Source organism: Sulfuricurvum sp., assembly GCF_031427015.1.
In the GTDB taxonomy this organism is placed as follows: Bacteria; Campylobacterota; Campylobacteria; order Campylobacterales; family Sulfurimonadaceae; genus Sulfuricurvum.
On the sequence record NZ_JASJOW010000002.1, the window covers coordinates 400,191 to 417,727 of the forward strand.

The window sequence follows — 17,537 nt, forward strand, 5'->3', positions numbered from 1 at the left end:
ATATTATGTCAAAAGTTATTGGTATCGATTTAGGAACAACAAACTCATGTGTTGCTGTCTATGAAGGCGGCGAAGCGAAAATCATCCCGAACAAAGAGGGAAAAAATACAACGCCATCGGTTGTAGCGTTTACTGACAAAGGTGAAATCCTCGTCGGTGATCCTGCAAAACGTCAGGCGATTACAAATCCGGATAAAACGATCTATTCGGTTAAACGTATCATGGGTCTCATGATGAACGAAGAGAAAGCTAAAGAGGCACATGACAAAGTTACCTATAAAATCGTTGATAAAAACGGTATGGCTGCGGTTGACGTAGCGGGTAAAATCTACACGCCACAAGAAATCTCGGCTAAAATCCTCTCAAAACTCAAAGCGGATGCAGAGTCATACTTGGGTCAATCGGTAACCGATGCGGTTATTACCGTTCCTGCGTACTTCAATGATGCACAGCGTAAAGCGACGAAAGAGGCGGGAACGATTGCAGGGTTGAACGTCCTACGTATCATCAATGAGCCGACGGCGTCAGCATTGGCGTACGGTTTGGATTCAAAAGGGGATGAAAAAGTTCTCGTTTACGATCTAGGGGGCGGAACATTCGACGTTACGGTTCTCGAAATCAGCGAGGGGACTTTCGAGGTTCTCTCAACCGACGGTAATGCGTTCCTCGGTGGGGATGACTTCGATAATAAAATCGTAGACTTCCTCGCAAACGAGTTCAAATCCGATCACGGTATCGATCTCAAAGCGGACAAAATGGCGCTTCAACGTCTCAAAGACGCGGCTGAAAATGCGAAAAAAGAGCTCTCTTCAGCAGAAGAAACAGAGATCAATCTTCCATTTATCACCGCAGATGCATCAGGTCCTAAACACTTAGTTGTGAAATTGACCCGCGCGAAATTCGAGGGGATGATCGATACTCTCGTTAAAGAGACGATTAGCCATATCAAAACGGCAATGAAAGATGCAGGCCTTAGCAACAAGGAAATCAACGAAGTTATCATGGTTGGGGGATCAACGCGTCTTCCGATCGCACAAAAAATGGTATCCGATGAATTCGGCGGAAAAACTCTTAACAAAGGGGTAAATCCGGATGAGGTTGTAGCAGCAGGTGCCGCTATCCAAGGTGGAGTTCTTCGCGGAGACGTTAAAGACGTACTTCTTCTCGATGTTACCCCATTGTCACTCGGGATCGAAACGCTTGGCGGTGTAATGACCAAAATCATCGAAAAAGGGACCACAATCCCAGTTAAAAAATCACAAGTGTTCTCGACTGCGGAAGATAATCAACCAGCCGTTAGCATTTCTGTAGGTCAAGGTGAGCGTGAGTTCGCCCGCGATAACAAATCTCTCGGATTGTTCGAGCTTACCGGTATCCCTGCCGCACCACGCGGTGTACCTCAAATCGAGGTAACATTTGACATCGATGCCAACGGTATCTTGACGGTTAGCTCGACGGATAAAGGAACCGGTAAATCTCAATCGATCACGATTTCCGGAAGTTCAGGACTTAGTGAAGAAGAGATTAACAAAATGGTTCAAGACGCAGAAGCTCACAAAGCTGAAGATGCGGCACGTAAAGAGATCGTAGATCTTCGCAACCAAGCCGACGCACTTGCGAGCCAAACGGAAAAATCTCTCAAAGAGATGGAAGACAAAATCGATGCAACTGAAAAAGCGGCGATCGAGTCAGCTCTTGAAGAATTGAAAGCAGTGTTGAAAAATACCGATGCTACCAAAGAAGAGATTGAAACGGCTACCAAAAAATTGGCAGATGCGAGTCACAAAATGGCAGAGCAAATGTACAAACAAAATGAAGGCGGCGAAGCCGCTGCTTCATCAAGCGCGAAAAAAGATGACGACGTCATCGACGCTGAAATCGAGTAATCTCCCCGTTCGCCCTGAGCTAGGCGAAGGGTAACTTCTCTGTCATTCCCGTGAAAGCGGGAATCTATCTTTCCACTCTTAATTCATTTCTTTTTTCTTCACGTTATACAAAGCATAAAATCACGGATACCATGCTATAATTTTTACATGATAATTTCTTTTGCAGATCGGGCAACATCGGATATATTTAACGGGATAGAGAGCAAACAAGCTCGTAAAGCTCTTCCGATGGAGTTATGGAAAAGTGCATCTCGAAAACTCGATCAACTCGATTCGGTGATAGCTCTCGAAGAGTTAAAAGTTCCCCCCGGAAATCGGCTCGAAAAACTGCGTGAAAATAGAGACGATCAAATGAGTATCCGTATTAACGATCAATATCGCATCTGTTTTAGATGGAGTGAATCGGGTGCGGACAATGTAGAAATAACTGATTATCACTCATAAGGAGTAAACAATGAACATCCCAACTCATAGAGCACCCACCCATCCGGGTGAAATGCTCTTGTGCGAATTTTTAGAACCGATGGGGATTTCTCAAAAAACATTAGCTGATGCGATTCATGTCCCTTATCAGCGTGTCAATGAAATCATTAATCAAAAGCGTGGTATTACCCCCGCAACGGCATTGCGTCTGGCAAAGTATTTTGGGATGTCGGCTGATTTTTGGCTAAATCTCCAAACGAGATGGGATTTATACCGATCTATGCAGTCCGAAGCCAAAGAAATTGCTATGATTCAGCCTCTGGCATCATAAAGGAAAACGAATGGAACATTTTTTAGAAAAAGCAAAATCTGCCAGTCGTATTTTGGCGACAATGAGCGGAAACGAGCGTAACCGAATCCTCCGCGAAATGGCTGAAGCTCTCCGTGCCAACACGATGAACATAATCGAAGCCAATGCCCTCGACATGCGCAGTGCAGATGAAAACGATATAGCTCCGTCAATGAAAGAGCGACTATTACTCGATGAAAAACGTATTGAGTCGATGGCGGTTGCGATAGAAGAGATCGCCGCACTCAAAGATCCGATCGGAAAAGTGATCGAGGGATGGGTCACCGAAGCGGGGCTAAAAATCGAGAAAGTGAGTATCCCAATCGGGGTAATCGGGATCATATACGAATCCCGCCCGAACGTCACCTCCGACACGGCAGCACTCTGTTTTAAAAGCTCTAACGGGTGTGTCCTCAAAGGGGGAAAAGAGGCTGAACATTCTAACAAGATCATTGCCGATGTCTTACAGCAAGTGCTACTGCGCAATAATCTTCCTAGAGAGTTGATTGCCCTTTTACCGGATGCGACGCGGGAGGGGGTAGCGAAACTCATTAAAATGGATCGCTACGTTGACTTGATCGTTCCGCGCGGGGGAGAAGCATTAATCCGATTTGTGAGTCAAAACTCGAGTGTCCCTGTTGTCAAACATGATAAAGGACTTTGCCACACCTATATTGATAAAGATGCTAACATTGAGAATGCGATAGCCATTGCCCTCAATGCCAAAGTTCAGCGTCCGGGTGTATGTAACTCTATGGAGACATTGTTAGTGGACGAGCCGATTGCGCGACATATCCTTCCAATGCTAAAAGAGGTGTTTGATCGTGCCCATACAGAGCTTAAAGGGTGTGATCAGACCCGTGAAATTATCACTGTAATACCTGCAACTGAGGAAGATTTTGATACGGAGTATTTGGCAAACATCCTCAATATCCGTATCGTTGACGGAGTCGATGGGGCGATCAGTCATATCGTCCGTTTCGGCTCAGGGCACTCCGAAGCGATCATTACCGAAAACATCACGGCCTCTGAGCGGTTTATGGATGCCATTGATGCGGCGGCAGTGTATGTCAACGCTTCTACCCGTTTTACCGATGGCGGGGCATTCGGATTCGGCGCCGAAGTGGGGATCAGTACTAATAAACTTCATGCACGCGGACCGATGGGGGTTGAGGGATTAACGACCTACAAATACAAAGTATACGGTAAAGGACAGATTCGTTGAAGTCTGTTTTAAATATCAATAATATATCTTTTGGATATACAAAAGATATATTATTATTCAATGATTTTTCCTTATCACTCAACGAAGGGGAGATCAAAGCGATTGTCGGCCCCAGCGGTGTCGGAAAATCAACCCTATTTGAACTCATTTTAGGATACCGTAAACCCTCTTTGGGATCGATTCAATCCTTATCCCTATCCCAAGTATTTCAAGACCCTTACAGCTCGTTTCATCCTACCTATACGGTACGCAAACAAATTGTGGAAGTAACGTCGATGGAAGGGGCTGGAGCATTGTTAGAACAGATGGGATTAGATGAGTCTCTTTTGGATACCCTTCCCCATAAACTCTCCGGCGGGCAGTTACAACGATGTTCTATATTACGGGCAATGTTAATGAAGCCGAAACTTTTATTGCTGGATGAGCCCACTTCGGCACTCGATAATCTGAATCAACTCGATATTATGAAACTAATCGTACAACACAGTGAGAGAATGGGTGTTTTACTTATCACGCATGATGGTGATTTGGCACGATGGTGTGCCGATGAAATTATCACATTAGGATAGAGTATTTTTGAAGAGATAATATCCCGAAGCGACCATTAAAACCGTTCCAAAAGTATTGAGAGCCATATTGGCAATCGCCATTAAGAGATGACCGCCGCTGAGTAATAAAAAGGTTTCCATCGCAAAAGTAGAGTAAGTGGTAAGTCCCCCTAAAAAGCCGGTAGTGAGAAATGACTTCATTTGAATGCTAAAAAGTGTCGTGTAACTGAAATAGGCGAAGAGGGCACCGATAATAAAACTCCCCAGCAGATTAACCGAGAGTGTTCCAAACGGGAGTGAGTGGGGGAAGTGATGATTGACAACACCGTTCATATAGGCACGAAGTATCGCACCTAAAAAGGCACCGCTACCGATAGCGAGGATGGTTTGCCAGCTCATCATCATAAACCTTTTGCATGTGGGTATGGGTCTCATTAAGCCATTCAGGATTACTTTTATCGGCGATAAAGGAATCGAGATAGATTGCCGTAATGGTTCCGGGGTTAAACACTTTGCGTTTGTTGCTGAAATGCCATGCGGTGGCGATTAATACAACCGGTTGAACCTTGAGCGTATATTTGTCCGCAACCATTTTGGCCCCTGCTTTAAACGGCTTCATTTTGCCGCTCTCGGTACGGGTTCCTTCGGGAAAAATCGTAATGACACGCCCTAGATCAAGGCGCTCTTTACAATCTTTGATCAGTTTGACGAGAGCAGTTTTGCTTTCACGTTCCAATGCAATGTCCTTAGGAAGACGGACAACAAGACCGAAAAACGGTACTTTGAAAAGCTCTTTTTTAGCTACCCATGCTAAATCTTTGGAGGTAATCGTTTCCATAATACCGATATCAATATCGCTTTGGTGATTGATGAGATACATTTGCACATCAGGATCGGGAGAGCCTTTGATGCGTACGGGAACAAAGACGAGAAGACGGATAAACCATGCCGAAAATTTAACGGCGTACGGCTTTGGGAGAAGATAAAAAGTGACTATCATAAGCGTCATCCCGCTGAAGATGACGATTACGGCATAAAGCCATTTAATTCGTGCAAAGATCACGTTTGTTTACCCATCCGACTTTATTATCATCGAGATGTACTTTAATAAAGTCACCTACCTCTTTTTCCGCTTCCAAATGTTCCTCTTCCAGGGTCATTTCAAAAATGGTCCCGTTTTTAATCGGGAGCAAATAAACGGGTGCATCTTTTTTTACGCATATATTTTGGTTAGGAAGCAGTGCATAAACGATGTAAAACATCGGAGCAGCCGAAAGGTATAAATACCATTTTTCCCGTCTCCAGTAAAAGAGTCCGAAAAGCATGAGGACAACAACGGCAGCGGCACTGACTTTGAGTTCGGTATGGCGTGCATCCGTCGGAGAGAGATCGCTTTGTCCCGTAGAAACGGTGTCATCATCTACAACAATAGGGATAGATAATGTTTCATAACGCTGTTTTTTAAGATTGAAAATTGAAAAGTTGAGACTCTCTTCGGTGTTCGGAATGATCACATAATAGGTCATTTGCGATTCACCGACATTGGATAGCTTCGATTCAAACCCTTGTTTTATTGCATTAGGGATCGAAAAATCACTGATATTACAGCGGGATGCTTTTACGGTGAAAATAACGACATTACTCTCATTATTGTACGGGGTAGTTTTGTAATCAATGACTTCAAACTTATCTGCGAGTACATTGGCAAAGCCTGATGGAGGGCTCAATGTTGTTGCCGTGAGAGGAGTCCCGATCAATGTTTCGGAGGTAGTTCCGTTTGATGTAAGTGTTGCAGAAATATCGGGGAGACGGATTGAGGGAGATTGGACTAAAAAATAGAATGTGTCATACACTCCGTCATCTTTTACATTTCGACGAGGGGTATCGCTAAAAATACGTATCCCCTCTTCATTTTGGAGGGTATATTCAATATTTCCCGAAGCAACGTCTGTCGGGGTAAGTTTAACCGTGACGGCAATGATTTCACCGACATAGGGGGGTGTCGGAAGATCGCTAAACTGCAGTGTTAATCCCGCCGTTGATACACCGGAAAAAAGAGTATCGATATCTGATGAAGGGCTAGTTACTGTATCTGATGTCGTATCGGCGGCTGCAGGCACAGGATCGGTTAGAACTGAAGGCTCAGCGAAAACAATCTGTGTTAAAAGGAGAAATAAAAATGCCAGTGTTTTCAAGCGTTTATAAACCCTTCGAGCATCTGCTTCCCATCTTTAGAACCAAGCAGTGCTTCCATTGCCCGCTCAGGGTGCGGCATAAGACCGAATACATTTTTTGTTTTATTGCAGATTCCCGCAATTGAGTCAACAGAACCGTTAGGATTATCAATCATACCGGTGCTGTCTGTATATTTTAAAAGGACTTGATGGTTAGCATACAGCTCGCTCAAGCCGTTTTCATCAATGTAAAAGTTACCGTCATGGTGTGCGATAGGGATATTAACCACTTGATCAACTGCACAATGGCGGAGGAAGTCGTTATCGTTATTGAGCACTTTTAGATGATGGTGACGCGAGATAAAATGGAGCCCTTCGTTACGTTTGAGGGCGCCGGGAAGAAGTCCTGTTTCGGTTAATACTTGAAATCCGTTACAAATTCCTAGAACTTTTCCGCCGTTATCGGCGTAGATTTTAAGCGCTTTCATAATCGGAGACATTTTTGCGATGGCACCGCTGCGTAAATAGTCACCGTAGCTGAATCCACCCGCTACCACAACGAGATCTGTCCCCTCAGGAATTAGATCTTCTTTGTGCCATAGGATTTGCGTCTCACACCCTAATGCTGCGAATGCATGCTGGGTATCGTACTCACAGTTAGTTCCGGGAAACTGAACAATGCCTACTTTCATGCTTGGATCTCGATCTCGTAATCTTCAATAACCGTATTCGCCAAAAGCTCTTCACACATATGGGCTACTTTCTCTTTTGCCGCGGCCGTATCGGATTCATCCATCTCTATAATAATCTGTTTTCCGACACGTACATCCCGCACTGTACCAAAACCATGTCCGCTAAGTGCATGGAGGACGGCTTTTCCTTGAGAGTCGAGAACTCCGTTTTTCAAAAATACATTTACAATTGCTTTCATCTATTACCCCAATATTCTGTTTAATACTTCTTCATAGGCGACTTTGAGTCCGCCTAGCCCTTGACGAAAACGGTCTTTATCCATTTTCTCACCCGTTTCTAAATCCCAAAAGCGGCAATTGTCAGGGCTGATCTCATCGGCGAGGATAATTTTACCGTTTTCATCACGACCGAATTCGAGTTTGAAATCGACCAGATTTAGCCCTTTTTCATGGAAGTAAGGACGTAAAATATTATTGACTTCACGGGCCATAGCACGAAGCTGATCGAGTTCGGCTTCATTTTTGACAAGGTTTAGGATCAAACAGTGTTGATCGTTGAGTTTCGGATCACCCAAAGCATCATTTTTATAGTCAAACTCGACTAAGGTAAACGGAAGAACGGTTCCATCGGTGATACCGAGGTTTTTACTGAGACTTCCGGTTGCAATGTTGCGAACAATCACTTCGATGAGGATAATGTCCACTTTTTTACAAAGCATGTGGGTATCATCCAGCATTTCAACAAAATGGGACTCTACCCCGCGAGAAGCGAGCATTTTAAACAATTCGGTAGAGATCTTGTTATTGAGAGCCCCTTTACCCGATTCATTATCTTTTTTGGCTCCGTTGAATGCGGTCAAATCATCCTTAAACTCTGCAATGACAAGATTGGCATCGTCAGTGTTAAAGAGGCGTTTAGCCTTTCCTTCGTAGATGAGATCGCGTTTTTCCATGATTATTTTCCTTTGACTATAATTAGAGCTTTAATAATATCGACACCCTCTTTGAGTTGGATGTCTTTGTTCATTTGTTCAGGGGTAATAACGGTTTTATTGGTAGCATTGACTTCGGTAACGTCAACCATTCCGTCATTTTTTTCGAGTTCGGATTCAAGATGTTTTTTGAGATCCGCCTCTTTGATGTTGAACGATTTATCGTGATGTTTAATTTCACCGGCGATCACTTCAATATCCGGAGCAACCCCTACGGCTTGAATTGTTCGTCCGCTTGGAAGATAGTAGCGTGCAACGGTAAGTTTGATACCTTCGGTTTCCGTTATCGGCATTACCACTTGAACAGAACCTTTGCCGAAAGTTTTTTCTCCGACGATGACGGCACGTTTGAGATCTTGAAGGGCACCGCTGACAATCTCAGATGCACTGGCAGAGCCTTCGTTCACTAAAACAACGAGAGGAAGATCGCAAATGGTAGCGCTTTTGGTTGCGCTGTAGGTGACATCGTCGGCTTTATTACGCCCTTTTTGGGATACGATAACTCCTTCGTTTACAAACAAATCGGTGAGTTCAACCGCTTGATCCAGTAATCCTCCCGGATTATTGCGTAAATCAAGGATAATTCCTTTGCTTTTAGCGGCATGTTTTTTAATCGCTTTTTTAACATCTGCAGCTACTTTTTTATCAAAGCTGGTAACCCGAATGTAGAGAATATTTCCGCTGATTGTGCGGGTATAGACCGATTCAACGGTGATAATATCGCGGATAATATGGAATTTGATCGGATCGGCGGTTCCTTTGCGTACAATGGTGATATCGATAGGTGTTTTAGGGGTTCCGCGCATTAAGCTAACGGCATCGTCAATGGTCATACTGAGGGTTGATTTGTCATTGATTTTAAGGATGATATCGCCCGCTTTAACGCCCGCTTTATCTGCAGGTGTCCCTTCAATCGGGGCAATAACGGTGAGGGCATTATCACGCATTCCGACCGTTATCCCTAATCCGCCGAATTCACCGTCGGTTTGGGTTTTAAGATTATCGTAGCTTTTTTTGTCCATGTACGTGGAGTGGGCATCAAGGTTAGAGAGCATCCCTTGAAGTGATTTGTCGATCAGTTGATCGATACTCAGACCGTCAACATTGTATTGTTCAACGATCCCCAATACTTTAGTAAATTTAGCTAAAGATTGGAGGCGTGATGCTTCTACAGAGGCTTCGGCAGGGGCAGCGGCAGTATCGCTTTTGGCTAACAACGATGTGGAGAGGGCAACACTCACCGCTACAGCACTGACAAAACCGACAACCATCATTTTTGTGTTTTTCATACGTTTTCCGAACCTCGTGTAGAGCCGTTATATAAGATGGGGAATTATAGTGAAAACTCCATTAAATAACAATGGAATTAGATCACTTGAATTATGACATCACCGATGGTGATTGTCTCCCCTTTTGTGATTTTGGCCCGTTTGCGTGTTTCGATTTCACCGTTACGGTAAACATGAGCGTTTTCGATTAACATTTTGGCTTGTCCGCCGGTATCGACAAGATCTAAGAGTTTAATCAGTTTATGGAGTTCGATATAGGGTTCGGTTAGGGTATAGGTCATGATATTTCTTTAAATAAAAATTAGGCTAAGTAGGCGATGAGAAGAATAAAAATAAGTGGCATGAAAGCCCGTTAGGGCCTCATGGATGTGATTACCAGCGGTCGCGTGGAGGGCGTGGAGCACGTGGACGAGCTTCGTTAACACGAAGTGTACGTCCGCCGAAATCGTTACCTTCAAGAGCAGTGATCGCTTTATTAGCTTCGTCTTGGTTCGCCATTTCAACGAAACCGAAACCGCGAAAACGGCCTGTTTCTTTATCGTTTACGAATTTAACTGAACTAACTTCACCGTATTGTCCGAAAAGATCTTTAAGATCGTTCTCGTCTTTGCCGTAGGGAATATTCCCGACATAAATTTGTGTCACATTGTACTCCGTGAAAAAATCGAACTATAACCAGCATAATCCTTAACACATTCTAGCAATTACAATCTTATGAGAATGTTAAGAATAATTGTATATTTACGATTAGTCAAAACACCATGTAAAAACTTTACAAAAAGGCTCCAGCCTCATGTAAAGTGGTAAAACACGGCTTAGAATGAGAACGTAAGAAAAGGAGTGCTTCGCTCATCATAGCTCCTCCTAAAAGGATAGGAAAAACCGGTTTACTCCAAGGCTGCTCTAAAAGGCGGACAATCTCCAGTGTATCGGTCATCATCTGAGGGGTAATTAAAAGATAGATTAAATCGACTCCCTCCATCGCATCGACACATCTCAGTGCCGTTTCAAATCGTTCACTTCGAGCATCGCCGATGATATCGATAGGGTTGTTCCGTGACCAGTTGGAAGGGAGAATGGCATCAAGCGCTTTAAGATCGTCTTCATTCAGGGTGTAAAGCTTCGATCCTCTTTCAATAATGACATCGGTGATAATGGTTCCCGGCCCTCCGGCATTGGTGATAACGGCGATATTCTCAAAATTTCGGGCGTACAGGAGTGCTTCTATAGAATCGACCATTTTAACGCCGACACTCTCTAAGAGACCTCGAAACATCGGATAGTCACCGCTGAGATTTCCCGTATGGGAAAAGGCCGCTTTTCGAGCTTGCGGTGATTTTCCCGCTTTATAAACACGAATCGGTTTCGGGCAAGACCTGAGAGATTCTAAAAATGCTTTCCCCTCTTGTATCCCCTCGGCATAGAGGGAGATTGCTTCACACTGCGGATCAGCGGAGAGCATCGTGATGATATCGGCGAAACCCATATCGGCCATATTTCCCGCGGAGAGGATATGGGAAAATCCGATCCCCTCTTGGGTTGCTTTATCCATAAGGGAGGAGAGAACGGCTCCCGATTGGGCGATAAGCGCAAGTGAGCCTTTTTTGATATCAGATGAACCGAAAGTGAGATTAAGGCTTTGGGTGGATTCGTAGTAGCCCAGACAATTCGGTCCGATGATATTAAGATTATGCTGTTGCGCCAACTCGCTTAGCCGTTTTTCGCTTCGGGTATCTCCGATCTCTTTAAAGCCCGCCGAGACAATGATGATATTTTTAACCCCTTTAGGGATTAAGGTTTCGATTATCTCAATAACATGGCAAGAGGGGATGGTGATGACAGCGGTATCGATCGAATCCTCTATCTCTGTAAGAGAACAATAAAGGCGATGCCCTTCAAAAGTACCCCCTTTAGCGTTTACTAAAGAGAGTTTACCGTTAAAAGTGAGGGCATTATGGGCAATGGCGTATCCCACTTTAGTGGGATCATTGGAAGCGCCGATGACGGCGACGTGACGGTTATCAAAAAAATTGCTACGGAGACGTTGCGTAGGGGGAGTATCGGAAGTGAGTGTATGATACTCGATTCTTGCATCAACGACATGCAAACCGTTTGCGTTGAAGATAACAGGGTTGAGATCGCATTCACGAATCGTCGGATGTTCTTTTATAAAGCGTTGAAGAGTTTGGATAAAACCTACGATTTGATCCATCATCGGTTTTGTACCCCGAAAACCTTCAAACAGTTTGCTGATTTTGGTGGTGTGCACTGCGCGGAGGATTTCAGTTGCATCGGCGTGTATATCGATATAACAGACATCACGGTAAAGTTCGAGTAATACTCCCCCTTTGCCGAAAAGGATGATTTGGCCGAAAATCGGATCATCGACAACCCCGGCAAACAGCTCTTCACCCTGTATCATCGCGGTCGCAATAAAGCCATCGTTTGAATCCAAAGTAATCGTGTGTTCCGCAATACGCTTTAGTATTCGAGTCCGTGCCGCTTCCGCCTCATCGGTATTGCTCAAGGAGATAGCTACTCCTCCTACATCACTTTTATGGACAATTTTAGGAGATTCTATTTTGAGTGCAACGGGATAAAAATCGAGAGATATAGGTTCCTCAAGTGCAAAACGGCGAAACGGAGGAATTTGGAATCCTGAGTGTGATAAAAGGGAGAAAAGTTCGGACTCAACCATCGGTAATTCCTAAATAAATGAGGATTATGCCATTTTAAAAGGCATCCATTTAGATAGTATAACCTAACGAGGGAGCCGGTGTAAAGTAGGGGGCTTCATCTTGTAATTTTTGGAGAATTTCTCCTCGCGGGAGAGGGCGGCAGAGATGATATCCTTGCAAGGTATCAATTTCATTTTCGATTAAAAAATCATAATGCTCAGCTTCTTCAACTCCCTCAGCCGTAACATTCATTCCCAAGGCATGGGCAAGATTAGAGATCGCTTCTACGATATGACGATTGGAATTTTCTTTAAATAAAGACAAAATAAAGGATTTGTCAATTTTCAGGGTATCAATCGGAAGTTGGGCCAAGTAGGCGAAAGAAGAGTAACCGGTACCGAAATCATCTAAGGAGATACGTATCCCTCCCGATTTTAGCTCAGCAAGTTGCCGACTGACAGCGTGAATATTTTCCATAACGGTACTTTCGGTCACCTCGACTTTTAAAAAGGAGGGAGAAATTCCACGTTCCTCCAAATAGGTAAGCAGTTCATGGGCAAAATGAGTTTGGTGAAGCTGTTTTGCCGAAACATTGATTGCCACAAAAAACGGTTCATCCCGTAGCTGACGTATGGTGTCAATGAAATCGCATGCTTGCGAGAGAACCTCTTTACCTAGATGATGGATATCTCCATTGCTCTCAGCAACAGGGATAAAGAGATCGGGCGGAATAAAACCTTCTTTTGGATGGGGAAGCCGCATGAGTGCTTCGTACCCTTCCATCCGGAGTGTTTTGCTGTCAATAAGGGGTTGAAAGTAGAGCTCGAAATAGTTCTGCGACAGCCCCTCACGTATCAATGTTTCAATCCGTAAAAAATCATTGAGCGTCTGCTGCATGGATGCATCATAATAGACAAATCGGTTTTTCCCCTGATTTTTGGCTTCGTACATGGCGGTATCGGCGTGTTTGATTAAATCCTCTCCGCTTGTAGCGTCATGGGGGTATAAGACGATTCCGATAGAAGATGAGAGGAAAAAATCGGTTTCATTGATCGTAAACGGCTCTTTAAAGGTCTGGATTAAACGTTTTGACATGGCATCAACACTTGATTTATCCGCATCTTGAAGTAAAATGACAAATTCGTCCCCTCCGAAACGGGCGCAAAAATCATATATTCCTAGGGCGTTTCGGAACCGTTGACTCACTTCAATAAGTATTTTATCGCCGATTTTATGTCCCATCGTATCGTTAATGTGTTTGAAATTATCCAGATCCAAAAACAAAAGGGCAAAAGGGGCGGCCGCAGAGTATTCGAAACGGTTTTCTAGCTGAAGTTTAAGTTTTGCGCGATTAGGGAGCAACGTGAGTGGATCGTGATAGGCTAAAAATGCAATCTCTTCACTTTGCGCTTTGGGAGCGGTGATATCACTGGTTATTCCGATGAAAAGGTTAAGTTTCGGATGATGGTGGATACGGCTGTTAAGCCATCTCATTTCACCCCCATGATGGAAGATACGAAATCGGATAGCTTGGGATTGTCCCGGTCGCAGCGTCTCAAAAAACATTTGAACCAAAGCGCGATCATCGGGATGTATTTGTTGTTGCCAAAGGGCAGTATCGCTTAAAAACATCTCTTTGGAAAATCCGAAAATCTCTTCAACGGCATTGTTAACATAGCGCAATGAAAGAGTCTGGCTATCGATATACCAGATGACTTCATCAAGGCTGCTGAGGATCTCTTCAATCTCTTGATTTTTCGAATTAAGCAATACGGAGAGTTCATGTGCTTGAAGTTCTATCAACTCCTTTGAATCACGAAGTTCTTTATTGAGAAGGTATGTTTCCGTGAGATTTCGGACATTGACAAAAAAACGGATGTGTTCGTTATGCCGTATCATTCTCACGCTTTTGATACTTTGGACAATATGTCCGTCACGGTGGAGAAAATCGGTTTCGGCATTGAGGGATTTCCCCTCTCGCATCACTTTCGCGATACATTCTTGGAACACATCGATATTGGCTAAAAGACTGAGCATATTCAGCCCTAAAAGAATGTCGCTTTCATATCCGACCATCTCGGAAAAAGCCTCATTGGCAAATAGAATAACGCCACGCTCATCGACCATTATGATCCCATCCGGCAGGTAGTTTAATACATCATAAATGGGTGCTTCGGTTTGCATTGAGTCCTAAAAAGTGATTAAATTGTGATTGAAGTATTTTAATTTGTTATAGTTTAAAACTTGCTTCTTAAAATACATTAGGAAGGGATAATTTGAATTTGGATATAATCGCGTAATTTTTATGTAAAGAGTTTCAGTATGGTACAAGTCACAAAATTAACAATGCGTTTTGGAAGCCGAGTTTTATTTGAGGGTATTAACCTCAAACTTGACCGCAATAAACGCTATGGTCTTATCGGTGCGAACGGCGCCGGAAAAACAACTTTTTTGAAAATCCTTAGCGGTGAGATCAAAGAATACGAAGGGGATATCTCCATCGAACCGGGTCTCAAAGTAGGTATTTTGGGACAAAATCAGTTTGCGTTCGAAGACTTCACCATCGCGGATGCCGTATTATGGGGAAACAAGCGTTTGTACGATGCTATCAAAGAGAAAGAGCATTTGTACACAACGGGAGATTTTGAAGATGAAGCGGTAAACAACCGTTTGGCTGATTTGGAAATGATTTGTGTTGAAGAAGATCCGACCTATGAATATGACGTTCAAATCGCAAAAATCTTGGAAAATGTCGGGATTGCGGCTGAGCATCATAACGATTTGATGTCGAGCCTCCCTTCATCGGAGAAGTTTAAAGTCTTGTTGGCGCAGGTTCTTTACCCGAAACCGGATGTTTTGTTTCTCGATGAGCCTACCAATAACCTCGATATCGATACGATCGGATGGTTAGAGCGTGAGCTGCAGCGTCATGAGGGGACATTGGTTATCATTTCGCATGACCGTCACTTTATCAATGCCGTTGTTACCAATATCCTCGACGTCGATTTCCAAAAAATCCGTGAATTTACCGGAACCTATGATGATTGGTATCTCGCTTCAACCGTTATGGCGAATCAAGCACAGCTTGATCGAGATAAAAAAGTAAAAGAGAAAGAGCAACTTGAAGCGTTTGTTCGTCGATTCTCGGCAAATGCGTCAAAAGCAAAACAAGCGACTTCACGTCAGAAACAGTTGGATAAACTCACGATTGAAGATATCAAGCCCTCAAGCAGACGTGATCCGAGTATCGTGTTTAAAGCAAAACGTCAAATGGGAGACGAAGCCCTTGAAGTGGTCAATGTTTCTCACAGTTATGATGATTTGAATGTTTTACACAACATCGAGCTTAAAATTGCTCCGGGCGAAAAAATCGCGATAATCGGTGCCAACGGTGCGGGTAAAACAACTTTATGTAAAATCATTATGGAAGAGATCAAACCAACCAGCGGAAGCGTCAAATGGGGAGCAACGATTGAGCCGAGCTACTTCCCGCAAGACACAACCGACCGCATCAAAGGAGACGGGACTCTTTATGATTGGCTCCGTGCATTTGATCCGAAACGTGAAATCTCAGAGATTCGTAACTGTCTAGGGCGTATGCTTTTTAACGGTGAACAGCAAGAGAAAAGTGTTGAGAAGATCAGCGGGGGTGAAAAACACCGTATGATGCTCTCGAAGATGATGCTTGAGGGGGGAAATTTCCTCGTACTCGATGAACCTACCAATCACCTTGATCTCGAAGCGATCGTGGCACTCGGTGAAGCATTGTATGAGTTTGACGGGAACGTTATCTGCGTGAGTCATGACCGTGAGCTTCTCGATGCGTTTGCAGGGCGTGTCATCGAATTGCATCTTGATGGAAGCTACATTGATTTCAAAGGGACGTACGAAGAGTTTGCCGAGGCCAAAGCAAGTGGAAGTTTATAAAAATTACGTCGGATTAGGGGTTGCGGGCAATTTCGCTCTCCACCTTGAGCAAGCCGGTGAAAGCACCGATTTTAAAGATGTTCTAACCGAGGATCCCAACGGACCAAAAGGGATATTCCCTTTTTATATTCCCGAGCGCGAAGGGCAACTCGGACTCTATCCGATTAGCTCTGATACGATTATTCTCCCCCATGAAGCGTGCAATGTTCAGCCTGAACCCGAAGTTGCGTTGATTTGCGATTTTGAATATGACGCAGAGGGGAATGTAACCGAGATTACCCCAAAATTTTTCGGTGCGTATAATGATTGTTCCCTCCGCAAAGAGGGTGCGGCTAAAATAAGCCACAAAAAAAATTGGGGCAGGGATACTAAAGGATTGGCATCGACTCTGATTCCCATTGATACTTTCAAAAAGGACGGCGTGATGGATACGTATCGCATCGCTTCGTTCTTACGGCGTGATGGGATGTTGATGCGCTACGGAGAAGATGTTGAGCTTAGCGGCTATAGCTATTTCCATGGAAAACTGATCGACTGGCTCAAAAATCAAATCAATACACAGGTTGATTTCGGTCCGCTGGAACCGATCGGAAGCTATCTTAAAGATGCAGGGTATCCTAAGCAAGCCATCATCAGCATCGGAGCAACCCGCTATACCCATTTTGGCGAGACAAATTTTTTGAGGGAGGGGGATGAGGTGATCGTAGTCGTGTATGACAACAACAAATACTGTATGAATCCGATCCTCTCAATGGCGAATCGCGGTGCTTTGGAAGGCGATGGAATCAGTGCCCTCATTCAGAAGGTTGTGCGTGGTTAAAAGTGGCCTCTATCGTCATTATAAGGGGAAGCATTATGAAGTGATCGGGGTGGCGAAACACTCCGAAACCTCCGAGAGTCTTGTCGTGTATCGTCCTCTCTACGGTGAGCGGGGATTATGGGTTCGCCCCTTGAAAATGTTTGTTGAAATTCTCCCAAACGGGGTAAAACGGTTCGAATATTGCGGAGAGGTGCAATGAGCCGCGGTACAAAACTCATCCTCGACTTAGGAGCTTCTTGGGGCGAGGGGTGGAGTATGGAAGAGGAAAAAAGTGCAACAACGTTGACACTCCTTGAACCCTCTGCGCACCGCCTCGTCTTTCAAAAAGAGAAACGTCGCGGGAAAGCGGTCACTCTCGTCGGCCCATTTAGCCTGAGCGAAGATGATGCCCAAAAAACGCTCTCCTCGCTCAAGAAGTCACTCGCATGCGGTGGGGCGTATAAAGAGGGATGGATGGAGTTTCAAGGCGATATCGCACCAAAAGTACGCGTCAACCTCGAAAGACTCGGCTTTGCATTCAAAAACTCGAAATAA

At 44.2% G+C, this 17,537-nt stretch carries 20 protein-coding genes; 9 read left to right on the forward strand and 11 right to left on the reverse strand.

Annotation, left to right across the window (positions count from 1 at the left end; all coding sequences use genetic code 11):
• The first annotated feature begins 5 nt into the window (after nt 1-5).
• The 5 genes from dnaK (at nt 6) to RMO68_RS04470 (ending at nt 4,452) form a co-directional block, all read left to right on the forward strand.
• A complete protein-coding gene (gene dnaK, locus RMO68_RS04450; RefSeq protein ID WP_310439505.1) occupies nt 6-1,886 on the forward strand; it encodes a molecular chaperone DnaK in 1,881 nt (626 codons plus the stop codon).
• 147 nt (nt 1,887-2,033) lie between these two features.
• Entirely contained in the window at nt 2,034-2,330 is a 297-nt protein-coding gene (locus RMO68_RS04455) for a type II toxin-antitoxin system RelE/ParE family toxin (protein ID WP_310439506.1), read from the forward strand.
• 10 nt (nt 2,331-2,340) lie between these two features.
• The gene (locus RMO68_RS04460) at nt 2,341-2,640 is read left to right on the forward strand and encodes a HigA family addiction module antitoxin (protein WP_310439507.1); all 300 of its coding nucleotides are present in this window, start codon (nt 2,341-2,343) and stop codon (nt 2,638-2,640) included.
• 10 nt (nt 2,641-2,650) lie between these two features.
• A complete protein-coding gene (locus RMO68_RS04465) occupies nt 2,651-3,883 on the forward strand; it encodes a glutamate-5-semialdehyde dehydrogenase (RefSeq protein WP_310439508.1) in 1,233 nt (410 codons plus the stop codon).
• Nucleotides 3,880-4,452, forward strand: coding sequence for an ATP-binding cassette domain-containing protein (locus RMO68_RS04470; RefSeq protein ID WP_310439509.1), 573 nt, complete (start codon nt 3,880-3,882; stop codon nt 4,450-4,452). Before RMO68_RS04465 ends, RMO68_RS04470 begins: the two co-directional genes overlap by 4 nt.
• Here RMO68_RS04470 and crcB read toward each other — a convergent pair.
• The 11 genes from crcB to RMO68_RS04525 form a co-directional block, all read right to left on the reverse strand.
• Nucleotides 4,444-4,830: a fluoride efflux transporter CrcB gene (gene crcB / locus RMO68_RS04475; protein ID WP_310439667.1), complete on the reverse strand. Its 387-nt coding sequence runs from the start codon at nt 4,828-4,830 to the stop codon at nt 4,444-4,446. The two genes, RMO68_RS04470 and crcB, sit on opposite strands and share 9 nt — an antisense overlap.
• The gene (locus RMO68_RS04480; RefSeq protein ID WP_310439510.1) at nt 4,799-5,494 is read right to left on the reverse strand and encodes a lysophospholipid acyltransferase family protein; all 696 of its coding nucleotides are present in this window, start codon (nt 5,492-5,494) and stop codon (nt 4,799-4,801) included. The genes crcB and RMO68_RS04480 overlap by 32 nt, the downstream gene beginning before the upstream one ends.
• Complete coding sequence (locus tag RMO68_RS04485; RefSeq protein ID WP_310439511.1) at nt 5,475-6,626, reverse strand: hypothetical protein; 1,152 nt, start codon at nt 6,624-6,626, stop codon at nt 5,475-5,477. Before RMO68_RS04485 ends, RMO68_RS04480 begins: the two co-directional genes overlap by 20 nt.
• On the reverse strand, nt 6,623-7,297 hold the full coding sequence (purQ, locus tag RMO68_RS04490) for a phosphoribosylformylglycinamidine synthase subunit PurQ (protein WP_310439512.1): 675 nt from the start codon (nt 7,295-7,297) through the stop codon (nt 6,623-6,625). Before purQ ends, RMO68_RS04485 begins: the two co-directional genes overlap by 4 nt.
• Nucleotides 7,294-7,536: a phosphoribosylformylglycinamidine synthase subunit PurS gene (gene purS / locus RMO68_RS04495; RefSeq protein ID WP_310439513.1), complete on the reverse strand. Its 243-nt coding sequence runs from the start codon at nt 7,534-7,536 to the stop codon at nt 7,294-7,296. The genes purQ and purS overlap by 4 nt, the downstream gene beginning before the upstream one ends.
• Before the next feature lie 3 nt (nt 7,537-7,539).
• Complete coding sequence (gene purC / locus RMO68_RS04500; protein ID WP_310439514.1) at nt 7,540-8,250, reverse strand: phosphoribosylaminoimidazolesuccinocarboxamide synthase; 711 nt, start codon at nt 8,248-8,250, stop codon at nt 7,540-7,542.
• A gap of 2 nt (nt 8,251-8,252) precedes the next feature.
• On the reverse strand, nt 8,253-9,578 hold the full coding sequence (locus RMO68_RS04505) for a S41 family peptidase (protein WP_310439515.1): 1,326 nt from the start codon (nt 9,576-9,578) through the stop codon (nt 8,253-8,255).
• A gap of 77 nt (nt 9,579-9,655) precedes the next feature.
• Entirely contained in the window at nt 9,656-9,859 is a 204-nt protein-coding gene (locus tag RMO68_RS04510; RefSeq protein WP_310439516.1) for an RNA-binding S4 domain-containing protein, read from the reverse strand.
• Nucleotides 9,860-9,950: 91 nt separating this feature from the next.
• Nucleotides 9,951-10,223: an RNA recognition motif domain-containing protein gene (locus RMO68_RS04515; RefSeq protein WP_015652803.1), complete on the reverse strand. Its 273-nt coding sequence runs from the start codon at nt 10,221-10,223 to the stop codon at nt 9,951-9,953.
• A gap of 127 nt (nt 10,224-10,350) precedes the next feature.
• Nucleotides 10,351-12,276, reverse strand: a complete 1,926-nt coding sequence (locus RMO68_RS04520) for an acetate--CoA ligase family protein (protein WP_310439518.1) — start codon at nt 12,274-12,276, stop codon at nt 10,351-10,353.
• A gap of 49 nt (nt 12,277-12,325) precedes the next feature.
• Nucleotides 12,326-14,440, reverse strand: coding sequence for an EAL domain-containing protein (locus RMO68_RS04525; RefSeq protein WP_310439519.1), 2,115 nt, complete (start codon nt 14,438-14,440; stop codon nt 12,326-12,328).
• Nucleotides 14,441-14,578: 138 nt separating this feature from the next.
• Here RMO68_RS04525 and RMO68_RS04530 point away from each other — a divergent pair, with 138 nt between their 5' ends.
• Genes RMO68_RS04530 through RMO68_RS04545 form a run of 4 tightly spaced genes read left to right on the forward strand, consistent with a single transcriptional unit; the run spans nt 14,579 to nt 17,537 of the window.
• Nucleotides 14,579-16,183, forward strand: coding sequence for an ATP-binding cassette domain-containing protein (locus RMO68_RS04530; RefSeq protein WP_310439520.1), 1,605 nt, complete (start codon nt 14,579-14,581; stop codon nt 16,181-16,183).
• Complete coding sequence (locus RMO68_RS04535; RefSeq protein ID WP_310439521.1) at nt 16,170-17,003, forward strand: DUF5718 family protein; 834 nt, start codon at nt 16,170-16,172, stop codon at nt 17,001-17,003. The genes RMO68_RS04530 and RMO68_RS04535 overlap by 14 nt, the downstream gene beginning before the upstream one ends.
• The gene (locus RMO68_RS04540; RefSeq protein ID WP_310439522.1) at nt 16,996-17,202 is read left to right on the forward strand and encodes a DUF1653 domain-containing protein; all 207 of its coding nucleotides are present in this window, start codon (nt 16,996-16,998) and stop codon (nt 17,200-17,202) included. The genes RMO68_RS04535 and RMO68_RS04540 overlap by 8 nt, the downstream gene beginning before the upstream one ends.
• Nucleotides 17,199-17,537 (forward strand): translation initiation factor, encoded by a 339-nt coding sequence (locus tag RMO68_RS04545; RefSeq protein ID WP_310439523.1) that lies wholly within the window; start codon nt 17,199-17,201, stop codon nt 17,535-17,537. The genes RMO68_RS04540 and RMO68_RS04545 overlap by 4 nt, the downstream gene beginning before the upstream one ends.

Excerpts from the sequence above, each read along its gene's own strand:
- dnaK (WP_310439505.1), top strand. The coding sequence starts at position 6 with ATGTCAAAAGTTATTGGTATCGATTTAGGAACAACAAACTCATGTGTT.
- RMO68_RS04455 (WP_310439506.1), top strand. The coding sequence starts at position 2,034 with ATGATAATTTCTTTTGCAGATCGGGCAACATCGGATATATTTAACGGG.
- RMO68_RS04460 (WP_310439507.1), top strand. The coding sequence starts at position 2,341 with ATGAACATCCCAACTCATAGAGCACCCACCCATCCGGGTGAAATGCTC.
- RMO68_RS04465 (WP_310439508.1), top strand. The coding sequence starts at position 2,651 with ATGGAACATTTTTTAGAAAAAGCAAAATCTGCCAGTCGTATTTTGGCG.
- crcB (WP_310439667.1), bottom strand. The coding sequence starts at position 4,830 with ATGAGCTGGCAAACCATCCTCGCTATCGGTAGCGGTGCCTTTTTAGGT.
- purQ (WP_310439512.1), bottom strand. The coding sequence starts at position 7,297 with ATGAAAGTAGGCATTGTTCAGTTTCCCGGAACTAACTGTGAGTACGAT.
- purS (WP_310439513.1), bottom strand. The coding sequence starts at position 7,536 with ATGAAAGCAATTGTAAATGTATTTTTGAAAAACGGAGTTCTCGACTCT.
- purC (WP_310439514.1), bottom strand. The coding sequence starts at position 8,250 with ATGGAAAAACGCGATCTCATCTACGAAGGAAAGGCTAAACGCCTCTTT.
- RMO68_RS04505 (WP_310439515.1), bottom strand. The coding sequence starts at position 9,578 with ATGAAAAACACAAAAATGATGGTTGTCGGTTTTGTCAGTGCTGTAGCG.
- RMO68_RS04510 (WP_310439516.1), bottom strand. The coding sequence starts at position 9,859 with ATGACCTATACCCTAACCGAACCCTATATCGAACTCCATAAACTGATT.
- RMO68_RS04520 (WP_310439518.1), bottom strand. The coding sequence starts at position 12,276 with ATGGTTGAGTCCGAACTTTTCTCCCTTTTATCACACTCAGGATTCCAA.
- RMO68_RS04525 (WP_310439519.1), bottom strand. The coding sequence starts at position 14,440 with ATGCAAACCGAAGCACCCATTTATGATGTATTAAACTACCTGCCGGAT.
- RMO68_RS04530 (WP_310439520.1), top strand. The coding sequence starts at position 14,579 with ATGGTACAAGTCACAAAATTAACAATGCGTTTTGGAAGCCGAGTTTTA.
- RMO68_RS04545 (WP_310439523.1), top strand. The coding sequence starts at position 17,199 with ATGAGCCGCGGTACAAAACTCATCCTCGACTTAGGAGCTTCTTGGGGC.